Below are 18148 nucleotides of genomic sequence, written 5' to 3'. Positions count from 1 at the left end.
ACCACCATGGGGCTTGAGGAAAAGCTGCCGAGCGGCATCCTGCTCACCACGGTCGAGGCCCTGGCCGGCGCTGCGCGGAGCGCGTCGTTCTGGCCGGTCACCTTCGGCCTGGCCTGTTGCTCGTTCGAGATGATGACCATGGGCACGCCGCGGTTCGACTCCGCCCGCTGGGGCCAGGAGGTCTTCCGGAACAGCCCCCGGCAGGCCGATCTGATGATCGTCGCCGGCCGGGTCAGCCAGAAGATGGCACCGATCGTCCGTCAGGTCTACGACCAGATGGCCGAGCCCAAGTTCGTCTTGTCAATGGGGGTCTGCGCCTCCAGCGGCGGCATGTTCAACAACTACGCCATCGTCCAGGGCGTGGACCACATCGTCCCGGTCGACGTGTACGTCCCCGGTTGCCCGCCGCGACCGGAGATGCTGATCGACGGCATCTTCAAGCTGCGCAAGCTGAAGGTCGCCAAGCTGCCGATCGGCAGCCACCGCGAAGAGGTCGAGGCCGAGAATGAGCGGCTCGCCCTGGCCAAGCCCGCGACGATCGAGCAAAAGGGCCTGTTGCGGTGAGCGACCCCAGCACCCCGAAGAACACGCCGCGGGACGATTCGAACGGGCAGCAGCCCGGTAAGGACGCCGAGGAGACGAAGGACAAGGTGCCCAGTACGCCACCCGACGCCACCCCCGAAGGGGGTCCCGAAGAGCGCGCGGACCTCGAGCCGACCCCGACCGGCCCGGGCAGCGCCCAGGGTCCGGAGATCCTGGCCGTCCGCGACGGCATGTTCGGCGTCAAGGGCACGCCCGACACCTCCGGCTACGGTCGGCTGCGCCGGGTGATCGAATTCCCCGGTCCGAGCCAGCGGCCGTACGGCAGTTGGTACGACGCCGCGATCGACCGGATCGCGGCGCTGATGCCGAATGCCGGCCAGGTGATCACCCGGGTCGTCATCGACCGCGGTGACCTGACCCTGCACGTGGCCCGCGAGCACCTGCTCGCTCTTGTCAAGAACCTGCGTGACGACGCCCAGCTGCGCTTCGAGTTCTTCAGCGGCGTCTCGGGGGTGCACTATCCGACCGACACCGGCCGGGAGCTGCACGCCGTGTATCACCTGGGCTCGATGACTCACAACCGTCGGCTCCGGCTCGAGGTCTCCGCGCCGGATTCCGATCCGCACATCCCGTCGGTGGTCAGCGTCTATCCCGGCGCGGACTGGCACGAGCGGGAGACCTTCGACATGTTCGGGCTGATCTTCGACGGTCACCCGCATCTGACGCGGATCCTGATGCCGGACGACTGGCCGGGTCACCCGCAGCGCAAGGACTACCCGCTCGGCGGCATCGACGTCGAGTACAAGGGTGCGCGCATTCCGAGCCCCGAAAACCGGAGGTCATACAACTGATGACCAGCACGACCAGCGACCAGGATCTTTTCGCCGGCCAGGGCGAAGAGCCCGCCGAGGGCACCGTCTACACCGCGATGGGCGGCGACTGGGACGACATCGTCACCGAGCAGCATGACCGCGGCGACGAGCGGATCGTGGTCAACATGGGCCCGCAGCACCCGTCCACCCACGGGGTGCTCCGGCTGATCCTCGAACTCGACGGCGAGACCGTGACCGAGCTGCGGTCCAGCATCGGCCACCTGCACACCGGCATCGAGAAGAACACCGAATTCCGCACCTGGACCCAGGCGGTCGCCTTCATCACCCGGGCCGACTATGTGATGCCGCTGCACAATGAGCTCGCCTACGTGCTGAGCGTGGAGAAGCTGCTCGAGATCGAGGATCAGATCACCGAGCGGACCAAGATCATCCGGGTGATGATGGCCGAGTGGATGCGGATCGCCTCGCACCTGGTCGCCCTCGGCACCGGCGGTATGGAGCTCGGCGCCACGACGATCATGACTGTCGGCTTCCGCGAGCGGGAGAAGATCATGGACGTCTTCGAGGCGATCACCGGCCTGCGGATGAATCACGCCTACATCCGCCCGGGCGGGGTGGCCAACGATCTCCCTGATCACGGCCTGCAACTGCTCAAGGACACCCTGAAGTCGATCAAGAAGCAGATGCCCGAGCTGAGCAAGCTCGCCAACGCCAACCCGATCGTCAAGTCCCGGTTGGTCGGCGTCGGCCATCTCGACCTGACCGCCTGCATGGCGCTCGGTGTCACCGGACCGATCCTGCGGGCCGCCGGCTATGACTACGACCTGCGCAAGGCCCTCCCGTACTCCGGGTACGAGGACTACGAATTCGACATCCCGGTCCGTGACGAGGGCGACAGCTACGCCCGGTTCCGCAACCGTATCGACGAGATGTGGGAGAGCGTACGGATCATCGACCAGTGCGTGGCCCGGCTGGAGGAGACCCAGGGCCAGCGGGTGATGATCGACGATCCCAAGATCGCCTGGCCGGCCCAGCTGTCGATCGGCTCGGACGGCCAGGGCAACTCCAACGAGCATCTCAAGCACATCATGGGCCAGTCGATGGAGTCGCTGATCCATCACTTCAAGCTGGTCACCGAGGGCTTCCGGGTGCCGCCGGGACAGGCGTACGTGCCGACCGAGAGCGCCAAGGGCGAGCTCGGCGCCCATGTCGTCTCCGACGGTGGCACCAAGCCGTTCCGGGTGCACCTGCGGGACCCGAGTTTCCATCACCTGCAGGCACTTCCGGCCCTCAGCGAGGGCGGCATGATCGCCGATGTGGTGGTCAACATCGCAACCATCGATCCGGTTCTTGGAGGTGTCGACCGATGAGTCACGACGTCAGGCGTGAGGATGGCCGGTTCGGGCAGGTGCCGGCCGGAGTGGACGCCGAGGATCCGAACGCCCATCGACCGGAGCCGATCGACGTCTCGGTGACCGACACCCTGATCGACGACAAGACCGTCGACGAGCTGCGCCAGATCGCGGCCCGCTACCCGCAGTCCCGGTCGGCGATGCTGCCGATGCTGCATCTGGTGCAGAGTGTCGAGGGTCGGGTGACGCCGGCCGGCATCGAGATCATCGCCCAGATCCTCGACGTCTCCACCGCAGACGTGTCCGGGGTGGCGACCTTCTACACCATGTACAAGCGGCGCCCCAACGGCGAATACAACGTCGGCGTCTGCACCACCGCGCTGTGCGCGATCATGGGCGGCGACGACATCTTCGACCGGCTCAGCAAGGAGCTCGGCGTCGGCCACGACGAGACCACGCCGGACGGCAAGATCACCCTCGAGCGGATCGAGTGCAACGCGGCCTGCGACTACGCGCCGGTACTGATGGTCAACTGGGAGTTCCTGGACAACCAGGATCCCGACTCGGCCACCGAGACGGTCACCAAGCTGCGCAACGGGGTGGAGATCACCTCCACCCGCGGCGCCCGGATCACCACCTGGAAACAGGCCGAACGGGTGCTTGCCGGCTACTCCGACGACCGCGCCGACGAAGGCCCGACCGCCGGTCCGGCCTCGCAGCTCGGCGTCCGGCTGGCCGCCGAGAACAACTGGAAGGCACCGACTCCGCAGGAGGCCGCCGACGCGCTGGCCGCGGCCCGGGCTGCAGAAGGCGAAGAGGGGGCGAAGTGACCGAGACGATTTCCGCCGAGCCGTACTCGCCGGATCCGATCACACCGGTGCTGACCGCGAACTGGGGTGACGACCGGGCCTGGAAGATCACCAACTACGAGCGGCGCGGCGGCTACAAGGCGCTTCGTACGGCTCTGCAGCAACCGCAGGGCGACCTCGTCCAGCTGGTCAAGGACTCCCAGTTGCGCGGCCGTGGCGGCGCCGGCTTCCCGACCGGCAACAAGTGGGGCTTCCTGCCCGACAACGGCGCTCCGCGTTACCTGGTGGTCAACGCCGACGAGTCCGAGCCCGGTGCGTGCAAGGACATGCCGTTGATGATGGCCAGCCCGCACACGCTGGTCGAGGGCATCGCGATCTCTTCGTACGCGTTCAACGCCCATTACGCCTTCATCTACGTCCGGGGCGAGGTGCTGCATGTGATCCGGCGGTTGCAGCAGGCCGTCCGCGAGGCGTACTCGGCCGGCTACCTGGGCCGCAATATGCTCGGCATGGGCTACGACCTCGAGGTGATCGTGCATGCCGGTGCGGGCGCGTACATCTGCGGTGAGGAGACAGCGCTGCTGGACTCGCTGGAAGGACGGCGCGGCCAGCCACGGCTGAAGCCGCCGTTCCCCGCGGTCGCCGGCCTGTACGGCTCTCCGACGGTGATCAACAACGTCGAGTCGATCTCCACCATCCCGTCGATCGTGGCAGGAGGTGCCGACTGGTTCACCTCGATGGGCGTCGACAACGGCAAGGGCATGGGCATCTTCTCGCTGTCCGGTCACGTCAGGAACCCGGGCCAGATCGAGGTGCCGCTGGGCACCACGCTGCGGCAGCTGCTGGACATCACCGGCGGGATCCGCGAGGGACACCAGCTCAAGTTCTGGACCCCCGGCGGATCGAGCTCGCCGATCTTCACCGCCGAGCACCTGGACACCCCGCTGGACTACGACTCGGTCGCCAAGGCCGGCTCGATGCTCGGCACCCGGTCGTTGCAGATCTTCGACGAGACCACCTCGGTGGTTCGCGCGGTGACCCGCTGGCTGGAGTTCTACAAGCACGAGTCCTGCGGCAAATGCACCCCGTGCCGTGAGGGCACCTGGTGGCTGGTGCAGATCCTCAAGCGGATCGAGGCCGGCCAGGGCCAGGAGGGCGACGTCGAGAAGCTGCTGGACATCTGCGACAACGTCGGCGGCAAGTCCTTCTGCGCCCTCGGCGACGCGGCGGTGACCCCGATCAACTCGGCGATCAAGCACTTCCGGGACGAGTTCGAGGCCGGCTACCACACGCCGGCGTGGGAGCTCTTCCCGTACGAGAAGAACGTCATCTACGCTCAGCCCGCGGGAGTGGCACAGTGACCGTCACCCAGAACTCCTCCACCGAGGTGGAGAAGAAAGAAGACCTCGTCACGATCACCATCGACGGTGTCGAGGTCAGCGTGCCCAAGGGCACCCTGGTGATCCGCGCCGCCGAGCTGATCGGGATCGACATCCCGCGGTTCTGCGACCACCCGCTGCTCGACCCGGTCGGTGCCTGCCGGCAGTGCATGGTCGAGATCCCGGACATGGGCAACGGCCGCGGCTTCCCCAAGCCGCAGGCCTCCTGCACCATCACCGTGATGCCGGGCATGAAGGTGGAGACCCAGCAGACCAGCGCCCGGGCCGAGAAGGCCCAGAAGGGCGTCATGGAGCTGCTGCTGATCAACCACCCGCTGGACTGCCCGATCTGTGACAAGGGCGGTGAGTGCCCGCTGCAGAACCAGTCCCTCAGCCACGGCGCCGGGGAGTCCCGCTACGACGGTGTGAAGCGGATCTATCCCAAGCCGATCAACCTGTCGGCCCAGGTGCTGCTGGACCGCGAGCGCTGCGTGCTCTGCGCCCGTTGCACCCGTTTCAGCGAGCAGATCGCCGGTGACCCGTTCATCAAGCTGGTCGAGCGGGGCGCGCTGCAGCAGGTCGGGATCTACGAGCGGCAGCCGCTGGAGAGCTACTGGTCGGGCAACGTCATCCAGATCTGTCCGGTCGGTGCGCTGACCAGCGCCGACTACCGCTTCCGGGCCCGCCCCTTCGACCTGGTGAGCGTGCCGTCGGTCGCCGAGCACGATTCGTCGGGTTCGGCGATCCGGGTCGACTACCGGCGCGGCACCGTGATGCGTCGGCTGGCCGGCGACGATCCCGAGGTCAACGAGGAGTGGATCAGCGACAAGGACCGCTTCGCCTTCCGCTACGGCCGGGGCGAGGATCGGTTGACCACCCCGCTGGTCCGCGATGGTGACGTGCTGCGGCCGGCCTCCTGGCCGGAGGCCATCGACGCGGCGGTCGAAGGACTGCGCAAGGCCGGCAACTCGGTCGGCGTGCTGACCGGTGGCCGGCTTCCGGTCGAGGATGCGTACGGCTACAGCAAGTTCGCCCGCGCCGTGCTCGGCACCAATGACATCGACTTCCGTGCCCGTCCGTACGGGTCCAACGGGAATGGGGCCGAGGAGGCCGACTTCCTGGCGGCGGCTGTTGCCGGAACCGGCAGGGGAGTCACCTTCAGCGACCTGGAGAACGCCTCCGCCGTCCTGATGGCCGGTTTCGAGCCGGAGGACGAGGGCGGCATCGTCTTCCTGCGGTTGCGCAAGGCGTTCCGCAAGACCGGGCTCAAGTCGTTCCAGCTGGCGGCCTACCTCTCCGACGGCGCGGCGAAGATGGGTGCCACCCTGGTGCCGACCGTTCCCGGTGACGAGGCGAACGTCCTCGCCGAGTTGCCGGCCGGCATCGAGCTGGATGAGAAGTCGGTGATCATCGTCGGCGAGCGGCTCGCGCTGGTGCCCGGCGCACTGACCGCGGCGCTGGAGTTGTCCGGACGTACCGGAGCCCGGCTGGCCTGGATCCCGCGCCGTGCCGGCGAGCGCGGTGCCGTCGAGGCAGGCTGCCTGCCCAACCTGCTGCCGTACGGCCGCCCGCTCGCCGATCCGTCGGCGCGGGTGGACGTGGCCGCCGTCTGGGGCACCGGCTCGCTGCCGTCGGAGCCGGGCCGGGATGCCGAGGAGATCCTGATCGCCGCTTCTGGTGGACAGCTCGAGGCCCTGGTCGTCGGCGGCGTCCAGCCGTCGGACTTCCGCGATCCGAGCATCGTCCGGGTCGGCCTGGAGAATGCCGGCTTCGTCGTCAGCCTCGAGGCCCGCGCCTCCGAGGTCACCGAGCGCGCCGATGTGGTGCTCCCGGTGGCGCTGCTGGAGGAGCGCTCCGGAAGCTTCATCAACTGGGAAGGACGCGAGCGCCCGTTCCCGGTCGTGATCAAGAAGCCGAACGCGATGAGCGACCTGCGGGTGCTGGCCGCACTCGCCGACGGACTGGGCACCGACCTCGGTGTCCGGACCACCGAGCAGGCCCGTGCCGAGCTGGCCGAGTTGGGTGCCTGGGAGGGCGAGCGTGCCGCGGCCCCGCAGGCGGCTGCCGGCAACCCGGAATCGGTCGATGGGTCGAACGCCGTGCTGTCCACCTGGCGGCTGCACCTGGACGATGCCCGGGTGCTCGAAGGTGAGGCCACCCTGATCAGGACGGCGCGCAGGGCGGTCGCCCGGCTGAGCGCTCGGACGGCTGCCGGCGCCGCGATCACCGATCAGGTCGTCGTCAGCACCGATCGCGGAGCGGTCACCTTCGAGGCCGAGATCGTCGACGACATGGTTGACGGTGTCATCTGGCTGCCGACCCGCGCCATCTCGGATCGCGGACCGGGTGGACTGGCCGTGAGCGAGCACCTGGCGGTAAGTTCCGGCGAGCTGGTCAGGATCGAAGGGGTCGTACGGATCGAAGGAGCACAGGCATGACACTCGTGCCGATGGATTTGAGCATCTTCATGAACGACCCGCTGTGGATCGTCATCCTGAAGGCTCTCTTCGGCTTCGTACTGCTGATCCTGTTCGTGCTGTTCGCGATCGTCTTCGAGCGCAAGGTGCTCGGCCGGATGCAGAACCGCCCCGGGCCGACGATGAACGGCCCGTTCGGATCGCTGCAGTCCCTGGCCGACGGCCTGAAGTCGATGCTCAAGGAGGACATCACTCCCAGCGGCGTCGACAAGATCGTCTTCATGATCGCGCCGGCGATCAACGTGATCCCGGCGGTGTTGATCTTCGCGGTGATCCCGTTCGCCGGTGTCGTCCCGGTGGGCAGCCACCACACCCGGCTGCAGGTCACCGACATGCCCATCTCGGTGCTGCTGATCCTCGGCGTCACCTCGGTCGGCATCTATGGTGTGGTGCTCGCCGGGTGGGCGTCGAATTCGACCTTCCCGCTGCTGGGCGGCATCCGTGCGTCCGCGCAGATGATCAGCTACGAGGTCGCGATGGGGCTCAGCCTGGTTGCGGTGTTCCTCTACGCGGGATCGCTGTCGACCTCCGAGATCGTCGACGCCCAGCGAAAGCTCTGGTACTGCCTGGCGCTGATCCCGTCATTCGTGATCTTCGTGATATCGATCTTCGGCGAGTCCAACCGGACCCCCTTCGACCTGCCGGAAGGCGAGTCGGAGATCGTCGGCGGCTACCTGACCGAATACTCCTCGATGCGGTTCGCGATGTTCTACATGGCCGAATACATGGCCATGACCAACGTGTCCGCGGTTGCGGTGACGATCTTCCTCGGCGGCTATCACGCGCCGATCCCGTTCAACTGGCTCGGTATGGACCACGGTTACTGGGGGCTGCTCTGGTTCGTGATCAAGACCGTGCTCTTCATGTTCTTCATGGTCTGGGTCCGGGCCGCGGTGCCTCGGTTCCGCTACGACCAGTTCATGAATCTGGGTTGGAAGTGGCTGATCCCGATCTCGCTGGTCTGGGTGCTGGTCGTGGCCACCATGCAGACGCTGCTCAAGCCCGGCAACGACCTGCGCAGCAGTCCGGTGTTCTGGGTGATCGTCGCCGTCATCGTGCTCGCCATCCTGGCGGCGGTGTTGTTCGGGGGCGGTCGCGAGGAAGAGGAGCCCGAACCGGAGGACAGCGGTGAGTTCGACGCCTTCGCCGGCGGCTTCCCGGTGCCGCCGCGCCGGGGCCAGGTGCTGCCGGAGCTGGCCGGAGTGGTCAGCGCTGAACCGGTGGCCACGGCGCAAGACCCGGCCCACGACCAACAGCCCGCGAATGGAGACAGCTGATGGGACTGCTTGATCCGATCGCCGGATTCGGTGTCACGTTCAAGACCTTCTTCAAGAAGACCTTCACCGAGGCTTACCCGGCCGGTCCCAAGATCACCGCGCCGCGCTATCACGGCCGCCACCAGCTCAACCGCTGGCCCGACGGTCTGGAGAAGTGCGTCGGCTGCGAGCTGTGCGCCTGGGCCTGCCCGGCCGACGCGATCTACGTCGAGGGCGCATCGAACACCGAGGACGAGCGGTACAGCCCGGGTGAGCGGTACGGCCGCGTCTACCAGATCAACTACCTGCGCTGCATCCTCTGTGGCCTGTGCATCGAGGCCTGCCCGACCCGGGCGCTGACGATGACCAACCATTTCGAGCTCAGCGACTTCACCCGCGAGGACATGATCTACGAGAAGCACCAGCTCCTCGCGCCGCTGCTGCCCGGCATGGAGGCGCCGCCGCACCCGCGCCGGCTCGGGAACAGCGAGAAGGAATACTTCCTCGGCCTGCCCGAGACCAAGCCGATGCCGGCCGACTCCAACGCCGGACTGCCCAACGCCGGCTGGCGCAAGAAGGACCGCGAGAAGGCCCAGGCCCAGGTCGCCGAGCTGTACGCCGACACCCCGCAGTCCGCCACCGCGCTGGCCGCGATGGGCAAGGCCAAGGCGCTCCCCCAACGGGCGGAAGGGGCGCAGCGGGCCGAAGATTCCTCCGCAGACAACTCTGAAACGGGTGACCAACAGTGATCGTTCCGCTGGTGACCGGCGCCTCGTTCGCATTCTGGATGTTGATGCCGGTGATGATCCTCGGCGCGCTCGGGACGATCCTGGCCCGCAAGCCGGTGCACTCGGCCCTCAGCCTGGCCGCGGTGATGGTGTCGCTGGCCGTCCAGTACGCGGCCCAGCAGGCGCCCTTCCTCTTTGCGGTGCAGATCATCGTCTACACCGGCGCGATCTTGATGCTCTTCCTCTTCGTGATGATGATCGTCGGCGTCGACACCTCCGAGTCTCTGGTCGAGACGATCAAGGGCCAGCGGGTGCTGGCGATCCTGGCCGCGCTCGGCTTCTTCATCCTGTTGATCTTCGCCGTCGGCAACGCCCTGGTCGGCCGGCCGACCGGGCTGGCCCAGGCCAACAACGCCAACGGCGGCAACGTGCAGGGTCTGGCCGCGCTGATCTTCGGCCGCTACGTCGTCGCCTTCGAGGCGACCTCGGCGCTGTTGATCACCGCTGCGCTGGGCGCCATGGTGCTCGCGCACCGGGAGCGGACGCGGAAGAAGAAGACCCAGGCCGAGCTGGTCACCGAGCGACTCAGGAAGTACGCCGAGACCGGTGCCCATCCGGGCGCGCTGCCGCCACCAGGCGTCTACGCCCGGCACAACGCGGTGGACACCCCGGCCCTGCTGGCCAATGGCGAGATCGCGGAGGTGTCGGTGTCCAGTACGCTGCGCCAGCGCGGTTCCGTGCAGAACCCGGCCGACCTGATCGCGCCGACCAAGCAGACCGTGCAGGCGATCGCCCCGGACCGGGCGGAGAATCCGGCGACCGCGGTCGCCTCCTATGTCCCGCACCCCGCCACCCCGGCCCGCGGCATCCAGCCTGAGCTCGAGCCCGGCGAATCCGAGGAGGAGAACTGATGGATCCCCAGGCCTACATCGTGATGTCGGCGATCCTCTTCTCGATCGCCCTGCTCGGCGTGATGATCCGCCGCAACGTCCTGATCGTCTTCATGTGCATCGAGTTGATGTTGAACGCCTCCAATCTGGCGCTGGTCACCTTCTCCCGGATGCACGGATCGTTGGACGGCCAGATCGCCGCCTTCTTCGTGATGGTGGTGGCCGCCGCGGAGGTCGTGGTCGGGCTCGCGATCATCGTGACGATCTACCGCACCCGCCGTTCGGCCTCGGTCGACGATGCCAACCTGCTGAAGTTCTGAGAGGACCGGCCAGTGACCCCGCTCGAAGTGACCCAGGCGACCGGCCTGTTCTCACTCTCCTGGCTGCTGATCGCCATCCCTGGTGTGATCGCCGCGCTCCTGCTCGTCGCGGGCAAGGTCTCCAACCCCTGGGGACACATCCTCGCCACCCTGGCACCGATCGCGTCCTTCGTCCTCGCGCTGCTGCTCTTCCTGCAGCTGCTGGGCCGTGGCGTCGGTGACCGTTCGGTCAACCTGAAGCTGTACGACTGGATCGCCGTCGGCAACTGGCACATCGAGGCCGGTCTGCAGATCGACCAGCTGTCGATCATCTTCGCGTTGTTGATCACCAGTGTCGGCAGCCTGATCCACATCTACTCGATCGGCTACATGGCCCACGATCCCAACCGGCGCAGGTTCTTCGCCTACCTGAATCTGTTCATCGCAGCGATGCTGCTGCTGGTGCTGGCCAACAACTACTTCGCGCTGTTCGTCGGCTGGGAGGGCGTCGGCCTGGCGTCGTACCTGCTGATCGGTTTCTGGCAGGATCGTCCGACCGCCGCGACCGCGGCCAAGAAGGCCTTCGTGGTCAACCGGGTCGGCGATCTGGGCATGTCGGTCGGCATCGCCTTCATGTTGTACCTGTTCGGCTCGGTGCAGTTCTCCGACGTCAACGCCGGTGCGGCCAACATGACCTTCACCCAAGCAACAATCCTCGGCCTGCTGTTGCTGCTGGGCGCCTGCGGAAAGTCCGCCCAGGTCCCGCTGCAGTCCTGGCTGCTGGACGCGATGGAGGGCCCGACCCCGGTGTCGGCGCTGATCCACGCCGCCACCATGGTCACCGCCGGTGTCTACCTGATCGTCCGCAGCCACGCGATCTTCGCCCAGACCGAGACCGCGGCCCTGGTGGTCTCGATCATCGGCACCGTGACATTGCTGGCCGGTGCCTGGATCGGCTGCAGCAAGGACGACATCAAGAAGGTGCTGGCCGGCTCCACCATGAGCCAGATCGGCTACATGATGCTGGCCGCAGGCATCGGCCCGGCCGGGTACGCCTTCGCGATCTTCCATCTGGTCAACCACGGCTTCTTCAAGGCCAACATGTTCCTCGGCGCCGGTTCGGTGATGCACGCCACCGACGACGACGTGAACATGCGGCACTACGGGGCACTCCGCAAGGCGTTGCCGATCACCTTCGTCACCTTCGGCATGGGCTACCTGGCGATCATCGGATTCCCGTTCCTGTCCGGCTACTTCTCCAAGGACCACATCGTCGAGGCCGCCTTCGACCGCAGCTGGATCCTCGGTGTGCTGGCCCTGATCGGTGCTGGTGTCACTGCCTTCTACATGACCCGGTTGATGATCATGACCTGGTTCGGCCGGGATCGTTACGCCGACGGCGTGCACCCGCACGAATCACCGCTGATCATGACGGTTCCGCTGATCCTGCTGGCGATCGGCTCGGTCTTCGCCGGTCTGCTGCTCAACGACTGGATCGGCGGTTGGCTGGATCCGGCGGTCGGTGGCCAGTCGGGCCACTCGGGCATCTTCGACTTCAGCCTGATCGGCGGCATCACGCTGCCGGTGGTCGCCATCGGCGTGGTGATCGCGATCCTGATCTTCGGCCGCGGTCGCCAGATCCCGGTCGAGCAGCCTGCGAGCCGGTCGCCGTTCACCCTGGCCGGCCGCAACGACCTCTACGGCGATGCGATCAACGAGGCCGTCTTCATGCGGCCCGGGATCGGACTCGTCGAGGGTGTCACCAAGACCGACACCGGTGGTGTCGACGGTGCGATCCTCGGCGTCTCCGGCATCATCGCCGGTGTCGGCGCCCGGCTGCGCCGTTGGCAGAGCGGATTCGTCCGGTCCTACGCCCTCACCATGATCGCCGGCGCATTCCTGGTTGGCATCGTCGTCGTCCTCGGCCGGCTGGCCTGAGAACCGGCTTGAGAAGGAGATCCTGACGTGTTCCCCTGGCTGACCATCCTCGGTCTGCTCCCGCTCATCGGCGGCCTGGCGATGATCTTCGTCCGCGGCACCGCCGCCAAGCAGGTCGGTCTGGCGTTCTCGCTGGTCACGCTGGTGCTGGCGATCATCGTCGCCTTCACCTACAACACCGGTACCAAAGGCTTTCAGCTCGCTGAGCAGGCCACCTGGATCAAGGCGATCGGCGCGCACTACGCACTCGGCCTGGACGGCATCGGCCTGACCCTGGTGCTGCTGACGGCCTTCCTCACCCCGGTGGTGCTGATCGCCTCCTGGAACGACCCCGATCTGCCCAAGCCGGGTGAACCTGTGTCACCGGATGGGACGGCCGTCACCCATCGGTGGGGCGCGCACGCCTTCGTCGGCCTGATCCTGGCCACCGAGGGTTTCGCACTCTTCGCCTTCACCGCGACCGACGTCTTCCTGTTCTACCTGTTCTTCGAAGTCATCCTGTTCCCGATGTACTTCCTGATCGGCGGTTTCGGCGGGGCGCGGAGGGCGTACGCGGCCGGTAAGTTCCTGCTCTTCGGCCTGTTCGGCGGGTTCGTGATGCTGGCCGCAGTGATCGGGCTGGGCATCGTCTCCGCCCAGCACGGTGCGCCGAGCTACCTGCTGACCGACCTCACCCAACTGCACCTGTCGACCAATGTCGAGCGCTGGCTGTTCGTCGGCTTCATGATCGCGTTCGCGATCAAGGCGCCGATGGTGCCGTTCCACACCTGGCTGCCGGACTCGGTGGAGCAGTCCACCCCCGGCGGGGCGGTGATGCTGGCCGGCGTGATGGACAAGCTGGGCACCTTCGCCATGATCAGATTCTGCCTGCAGCTCTTCCCGGATGCGTCCAAGTGGGCGACTCCGGTGGTGATGGTGCTCGCGATCATCTCGATCATCTACGGCGCCCTGATGGCGATCGGCAGCAAGGATCTGCACCGGCTGATCGGCTGGACCTCGGTCAGCCACTTCGGTTTCATCGTGCTGGGCATCTTCGCCTTCACCACCCAGAGCGCCAGCGGTGCCACGTTCTACATGCTCAACCACGGGCTGTCCACGGCGGCGCTCTTCCTGGCCGCCGGCTTCATGATCAAGCGCCGCGGGTCCCGCGACATCAGCGACTTCGGCGGTGTGGTCAAGGCGACGCCGCTGCTGGCCGGGCTGTTGCTCTTCGGCGCACTGTCCGCGCTGGCCCTGCCAGGCATGTCGAGCTTCATCAGCGAGTTCATGGTGCTGGCCGGTACGTTCTCCCGGCACCCGATCTATGCGGTGGTGGCGACCATCGGCATCGTGCTGGCCGCGCTGTACGCGCTGATCATGTACCAGCGCACCGCGACCGGTGTGCCGACCGCGGCGGTGACCGAGAAATTCACCGTCGACCTGTCCGGCAAGGAGCGGCTGGCGCTCATCCCGGTGGCCCTGGTGATCCTGGTGCTCGGCTTCTTCCCGAAGCCGATCCTGTCGATCATCAATCCGACCGTCTCCGACACGCTGACCCAACATGTCGGGCTGACTGATCCGCAACCCCACGCCTCGGAAGGAGGTCGGTGATGCCGGCCCTCTCGCTGATCGGGATGGACATCCCGACGCCGCACATCGAGTACGGCCTGCTGATGCCCTTCCTGATGGTCGTCGTCGCGGCCTGCCTCGGGGTCCTGGTCGAGGCCCTGGCGCCGCGACCGCTGCGGCACTCGCTGCAACTGCTGGTGGCCTTCCTGGGCATCATCCTGGCGCTGTTCGTCACCATCTTGAACTGGGCGGGCGGCGACAAGGCGATCATCGCCCTCGGTGCGTTGAGCATCGACGGGCCGACGTACTTCCTGTGGACCGTGCTGCTGGTCTTCGCCGGCGTCTCGTTCCTGATCTTCGCCGAGCGGCGGCTGGAGGGCAACGCGTCGGCGTTCACCCCGAGTGCCGCGGCCGTACCGGGAAGCACCGGAGAGCAGGAGGCGATCGAGGCCCGGTTCGAGCACACCGAGGTCTACCCGCTGGCGATGTTCGCGCTCAGCGGCATGATGCTGTTCCCGGCGGCCAACGATCTGATCATGATGTTCGTCGGCCTGGAGATCCTGTCGCTGCCGCTCTACCTGCTCTGCGGGCTGGCTCGGCGCCGGCGGCTGCTCAGCCAGGAATCGGCGATGAAGTATTTCCTGCTCGGCTCGTTGTCGTCGGCGATCTTCGTCTACGGCATGGCGCTGCTGTACGGCTTCGCGGGCTCGTTCGACCTGTCGGCGATCTCGGACTCGCTGCAGTCCTCGACCCAGAAGGACGGTCTGCTGCTGGCCGGCATGACGCTGGTCGGGGTCGGGCTGCTCTTCAAGGTGGGCGCGGTCCCGTTCCACTCCTGGACCCCTGACGTCTACCAGGGTGCCCCGACACCGATCACCGGTTTCATGGCGACCTGCACCAAGATCGCTGCCTTCGGCGCGCTGTTGCGGCTGTTCTATGTCGCCCTCGGCGGCCTGCGCTGGGACTGGCAGCCGGTGATGTTGGTGGTCGCGCTGGTGACGATGTTCGTCGGCTCCGTCGTCGGCATCGCCCAGACCGACCTGAAGCGACTGCTGGCCTACTCCTCGATCGGTCACGCCGGTTTCATCCTGGTCGCGGTCACCGCGGCCAGCCAGACCGGCAACGGCAAGCCGGCCGACAGCCTGTCCAGCGTGTCCTCGGCGCTGTTCTACCTGGTCGCGTACAGCGTCGCCACGATCGGCGCGTTCGCGATCATCACGATGGTCCGGTTGCGCGGCGGGGAGTCGACCTCGTTGGCCAGTTGGGCCGGGCTGGGCAGGCGCTCCCCGGTGACCGCGGCGGTGTTCTCGCTGTTCATGCTGAGCTTCGCCGGTATTCCGCTGACCGGTGGATTCATCGGCAAATGGTCGGTGTTCGCCGCCGGCTGGGCCGGGGGACAGCAATGGCTGGTCGTCGCCGCCGTGGTGATCTCGCTGATCGCCGCGGTGATCTACCTGCGGGTGATCGTGACGATGTTCTTCACCGAGCCGAAGGCGGATGCTCCGGTGGCCGAGGTCGCCCGCCCGGGCTGGACGACACTGGTCGCGGTCGGCTTCGGGGTCGTCGCCACCATCGTGCTGGGTGTCTATCCCGGTCCGGTTCTCGATCTTGCCGCAAGCGCCGGCGAGTTCCTGCGCTGACCTGAGCGGGCGGCGGCCGGTCGTACGCTCTAGTACGGTGGGCAACCGGTCGGCTGTTGTGAGGGGGCCCGGGTAGTGGGTGAAGGCGGTGTGGTGAAGGCGGTGAGCGCGGAGCCGATGACCGGATTCGATGCGACGCTTCGTGATCGGATGGCGGGGATCGAGAGCGCCCTGCTGGCCGCCGTCGAGTCCGACAACCCGGTCCTCAACGAAGCCTCCCGTCACATCATCCAGGCCGGCGGCAAGCGGTTCCGCCCGCTGCTGGTAGTGCTCGGATCCCAGTTCGGCAAGCCGTACGACTCCGGCAGCGAGATAGAGCGCCGGGTCGCGGTCGGGGCCGTGGTCGTTGAGTTGACCCACGTCGCCAGCCTCTACCACGACGACGTGATGGACGATGCCACCGTACGGCGCGGATCGCCGAGCGCCAATGCCCGCTGGGGAAATCTACTGGCCATCCTGGTCGGGGACTATCTTTTCGCCCGGGCGACCGACCTGGTCACCGATCTCGGGCTGGACATCGTCAGGACCTATTCGGCGATGTTCAACCGGCTGGTCCGCGGCCAGATCGCGGAGACGGTCGGACCTGCCGAGGGCGTCGACCCGCGCGAGCACTACCTGCAGGTGCTGGCCGACAAGACCGCCGCGCTGATCTCTACCAGCGCCCGCGTCGGGGCGATGATCGGCGGTGCCGACCCGGCGACCCAGGACCTGCTGGCCGACTTCGGCGAACAGTACGGTGTGGTCTTCCAGCTCAGCGACGACATCATCGACATCACCAGCGACGAGACCGGCAAGACGCCTGGCACCGACCTCCGCGAGGGCGTGGACACCCTGCCGATCCTGCTGGCCCGGCGCTCCACCGATCCGGCGGACGCCCGGCTGCTGGAGCTGCTGGCGGGGGAGCGGACCGACCCGGAGGTCGACGAGGCACTCGGTCTGTTGCGCAAGCACCCGGCGATCGAGCAGGCGCGTGCCGATGTCGCGGCCCGTGCGGAAGCGACCCGGCGGATCCTCGACCCGCTACCGGACGGCCCGGCCAAACAGGCGCTGGCCGATCTCTGCGATTCGGTCGTGACGCGTACGACGTAGGCCTGCCCGGGTCCCCTACGAAGCGTCGATCAGGGGCACCGGGTAGGCGCTGAACCGGCGGTCGGCGCTGACGACTGTCAGCCCGTCCGATCGCGCTTGCGCGATCAGCAGACGATCGAACGGATCTCTGTGATGCAGCGGCAGGCCGGCAACCGCGAGACCGTGCTCGGCCGACAACCCGAGAGTGCGGACCCCCGCCTCGGCCACCTGTTGCTTGAAGTCGTCCGGCACCTCGAGCTTTCCGACGGCTGCCTTGACGCCCACTTCAGCGAACGACACGACGCTGAACAGCAGATCGTCGGCAGATCCGATTGCCTCGATCGCCGCTGCGGACAATGTGCGCTCCCCAGAGAGCTGCCACAGCACGACGTGGGTGTCGAGCAGAAGCCTCACGATTCGAGGATCTCGTCGAGTTCGGATTCGGTGAACTCGAAATCCTCGCCCACCGTGATCTTGCCGCGCAGCGATCCGCGGGCCGCAAGAAACTGCGCTCCCGGAGCAGCCGCGCCGATCGGGACCAGCCGCACGACCGGCACACCGTCGCGGGCGATCTCCACTTCTTCGCCGGCCTCGGCCAAGGCGATGAGTCGGGACAGTTCCGACTTCGCCTGTCCGACGTTCACTGTGGTCATGAGGAAAGCGTAGGACCTTGGCTAACCGTGGCCAAGTGAGTTAGGGTGCGCGGCGGATGTCGGCCACCGGACGGTGTTGCAGACCCGTCAGCGTGGTGGCGACGAACTCGCGCAGCGCTGTCCGGAAGTCCAACTGCATGGCCGCCAGCTCCGGGTGCTCCTGGTAGGCCGCGGTCATCCCCTCCGACGGCCGGCACATCCCCCAGACGCCGCCCAGACCGAGGTTGACCGCGCCCGCGATCGCGAGCCGGTCCGGGGTGCTGAGCTCGCCGACCACCGCTGCGACCAGGTCGGTGAGCCGGATCGCCTGGGCGTAGGCGGTCTGCTTGTACGTCGCCGCGACCGCCCCCGACACGTTGTGCTCCAGCACGGTGCCACTGGTCGCGATCAACTCGCACAACACCGGCCGGTCGGTGGCGGTTCGGGCGACGGCATCGGCGACCCGCTCGATCGGGTCGGCTTGTTGATCTTCGCGCAACGCAACCGCGAGCTCGTCCAGCCAGTCGTCGTACTGCTGTTCCAGGAGTGCGAGCAGCACCGCTTCGCGGGTCTCGAAGTAACGCAGCACATTCGACTTGGCCAGTCCCACCCGCCGGGCCAGCTCGTTCAGGCTGAGCTCGCCGACTCGGGTGGTGTCGGCCAGCATCGCTGCGGCCGTGGCGAGGATCTCGGTCCGCCGCTGGCTGCGTTGCTCGGCGGTCCGGGCGCGGGTGAAGCTGCCGGCGGGCACTCGGT

General features: G+C 67.2%; 16 protein-coding genes and 1 pseudogene. 14 read left to right on the top strand and 3 right to left on the bottom strand.

Annotated elements, in window-relative coordinates:
• Window positions 1-6: 6 nt before the first annotated feature.
• From IEY07_RS11290 to IEY07_RS11225, 14 genes and pseudogenes are all read left to right on the top strand, one after another.
• Entirely contained in the window at window positions 7-564 is a 558-nt protein-coding gene (locus IEY07_RS11290) for a NuoB/complex I 20 kDa subunit family protein (RefSeq protein WP_188895489.1), read from the top strand.
• On the top strand, window positions 561-1394 hold the full coding sequence (locus tag IEY07_RS11285; RefSeq protein WP_188895488.1) for an NADH-quinone oxidoreductase subunit C: 834 nt from the start codon (window positions 561-563) through the stop codon (window positions 1392-1394). The genes IEY07_RS11290 and IEY07_RS11285 overlap by 4 nt, the downstream gene beginning before the upstream one ends.
• On the top strand, window positions 1394-2746 hold the full coding sequence (locus IEY07_RS11280) for an NADH-quinone oxidoreductase subunit D (protein ID WP_188895487.1): 1353 nt from the start codon (window positions 1394-1396) through the stop codon (window positions 2744-2746). The genes IEY07_RS11285 and IEY07_RS11280 overlap by 1 nt, the downstream gene beginning before the upstream one ends.
• Window positions 2743-3558 carry an NADH-quinone oxidoreductase subunit NuoE gene (gene nuoE, locus IEY07_RS11275; protein ID WP_188895486.1) on the top strand — a complete coding sequence of 272 codons (816 nt, stop codon included), beginning with the start codon at window positions 2743-2745 and terminating at the stop codon, window positions 3556-3558. The genes IEY07_RS11280 and nuoE overlap by 4 nt, the downstream gene beginning before the upstream one ends.
• A complete protein-coding gene (nuoF, locus tag IEY07_RS11270) occupies window positions 3555-4898 on the top strand; it encodes an NADH-quinone oxidoreductase subunit NuoF (protein WP_188895485.1) in 1344 nt (447 codons plus the stop codon). The genes nuoE and nuoF overlap by 4 nt, the downstream gene beginning before the upstream one ends.
• Window positions 4895-7354, top strand: coding sequence for an NADH-quinone oxidoreductase subunit G (locus IEY07_RS11265; RefSeq protein ID WP_188895484.1), 2460 nt, complete (start codon window positions 4895-4897; stop codon window positions 7352-7354). Before nuoF ends, IEY07_RS11265 begins: the two co-directional genes overlap by 4 nt.
• Complete coding sequence (gene nuoH, locus IEY07_RS11260) at window positions 7351-8670, top strand: NADH-quinone oxidoreductase subunit NuoH (protein WP_188895483.1); 1320 nt, start codon at window positions 7351-7353, stop codon at window positions 8668-8670. The genes IEY07_RS11265 and nuoH overlap by 4 nt, the downstream gene beginning before the upstream one ends.
• Window positions 8670-9170: pseudogene (gene nuoI, locus IEY07_RS11255) on the top strand (NADH-quinone oxidoreductase subunit NuoI); the annotation flags it as partial. The gene nuoH and the pseudogene nuoI, both read left to right, overlap by 1 nt.
• 227 nt (window positions 9171-9397) lie before the next feature.
• The gene (locus tag IEY07_RS11250; protein ID WP_268239215.1) at window positions 9398-10288 is read left to right on the top strand and encodes an NADH-quinone oxidoreductase subunit J; all 891 of its coding nucleotides are present in this window, start codon (window positions 9398-9400) and stop codon (window positions 10286-10288) included.
• The gene (gene nuoK / locus IEY07_RS11245) at window positions 10288-10587 is read left to right on the top strand and encodes an NADH-quinone oxidoreductase subunit NuoK (RefSeq protein ID WP_188895482.1); all 300 of its coding nucleotides are present in this window, start codon (window positions 10288-10290) and stop codon (window positions 10585-10587) included. The genes IEY07_RS11250 and nuoK overlap by 1 nt, the downstream gene beginning before the upstream one ends.
• A gap of 12 nt (window positions 10588-10599) precedes the next feature.
• The gene (gene nuoL / locus IEY07_RS11240) at window positions 10600-12504 is read left to right on the top strand and encodes an NADH-quinone oxidoreductase subunit L (RefSeq protein ID WP_229669978.1); all 1905 of its coding nucleotides are present in this window, start codon (window positions 10600-10602) and stop codon (window positions 12502-12504) included.
• A gap of 27 nt (window positions 12505-12531) precedes the next feature.
• On the top strand, window positions 12532-14094 hold the full coding sequence (locus IEY07_RS11235; RefSeq protein ID WP_188895481.1) for an NADH-quinone oxidoreductase subunit M: 1563 nt from the start codon (window positions 12532-12534) through the stop codon (window positions 14092-14094).
• The gene (gene nuoN, locus IEY07_RS11230; RefSeq protein WP_229669977.1) at window positions 14094-15692 is read left to right on the top strand and encodes an NADH-quinone oxidoreductase subunit NuoN; all 1599 of its coding nucleotides are present in this window, start codon (window positions 14094-14096) and stop codon (window positions 15690-15692) included. The genes IEY07_RS11235 and nuoN overlap by 1 nt, the downstream gene beginning before the upstream one ends.
• A 75-nt stretch (window positions 15693-15767) precedes the next feature.
• Window positions 15768-16781, top strand: a complete 1014-nt coding sequence (locus IEY07_RS11225; protein WP_229669976.1) for a polyprenyl synthetase family protein — start codon at window positions 15768-15770, stop codon at window positions 16779-16781.
• Window positions 16782-16796: 15 nt separating this feature from the next.
• On the opposite strand, the gene IEY07_RS11220 is transcribed toward IEY07_RS11225, so the two are convergent.
• From IEY07_RS11220 to IEY07_RS11210, 3 genes are read right to left on the bottom strand one after another with little or no spacing between them, the layout of a single operon-like run.
• The gene (locus tag IEY07_RS11220; protein WP_188895480.1) at window positions 16797-17174 is read right to left on the bottom strand and encodes a type II toxin-antitoxin system VapC family toxin; all 378 of its coding nucleotides are present in this window, start codon (window positions 17172-17174) and stop codon (window positions 16797-16799) included.
• A complete protein-coding gene (locus IEY07_RS11215) occupies window positions 17171-17413 on the bottom strand; it encodes a type II toxin-antitoxin system Phd/YefM family antitoxin (protein WP_188895479.1) in 243 nt (80 codons plus the stop codon). The genes IEY07_RS11220 and IEY07_RS11215 overlap by 4 nt, the downstream gene beginning before the upstream one ends.
• Window positions 17414-17453: 40 nt before the next feature.
• A complete protein-coding gene (locus tag IEY07_RS11210) occupies window positions 17454-18143 on the bottom strand; it encodes a TetR/AcrR family transcriptional regulator (protein ID WP_188895478.1) in 690 nt (229 codons plus the stop codon).
• Window positions 18144-18148: the final 5 nt, after the last annotated feature.

It is taken from the genome of Microlunatus endophyticus, from assembly GCF_014646195.1.
Classification (GTDB): Bacteria; Actinomycetota; Actinomycetes; order Propionibacteriales; family Propionibacteriaceae; genus Microlunatus; species Microlunatus endophyticus.
The sequence above is the reverse complement of the archived record's forward strand: the minus strand, read 5'-3'. Positions and strand labels throughout refer to the sequence as shown.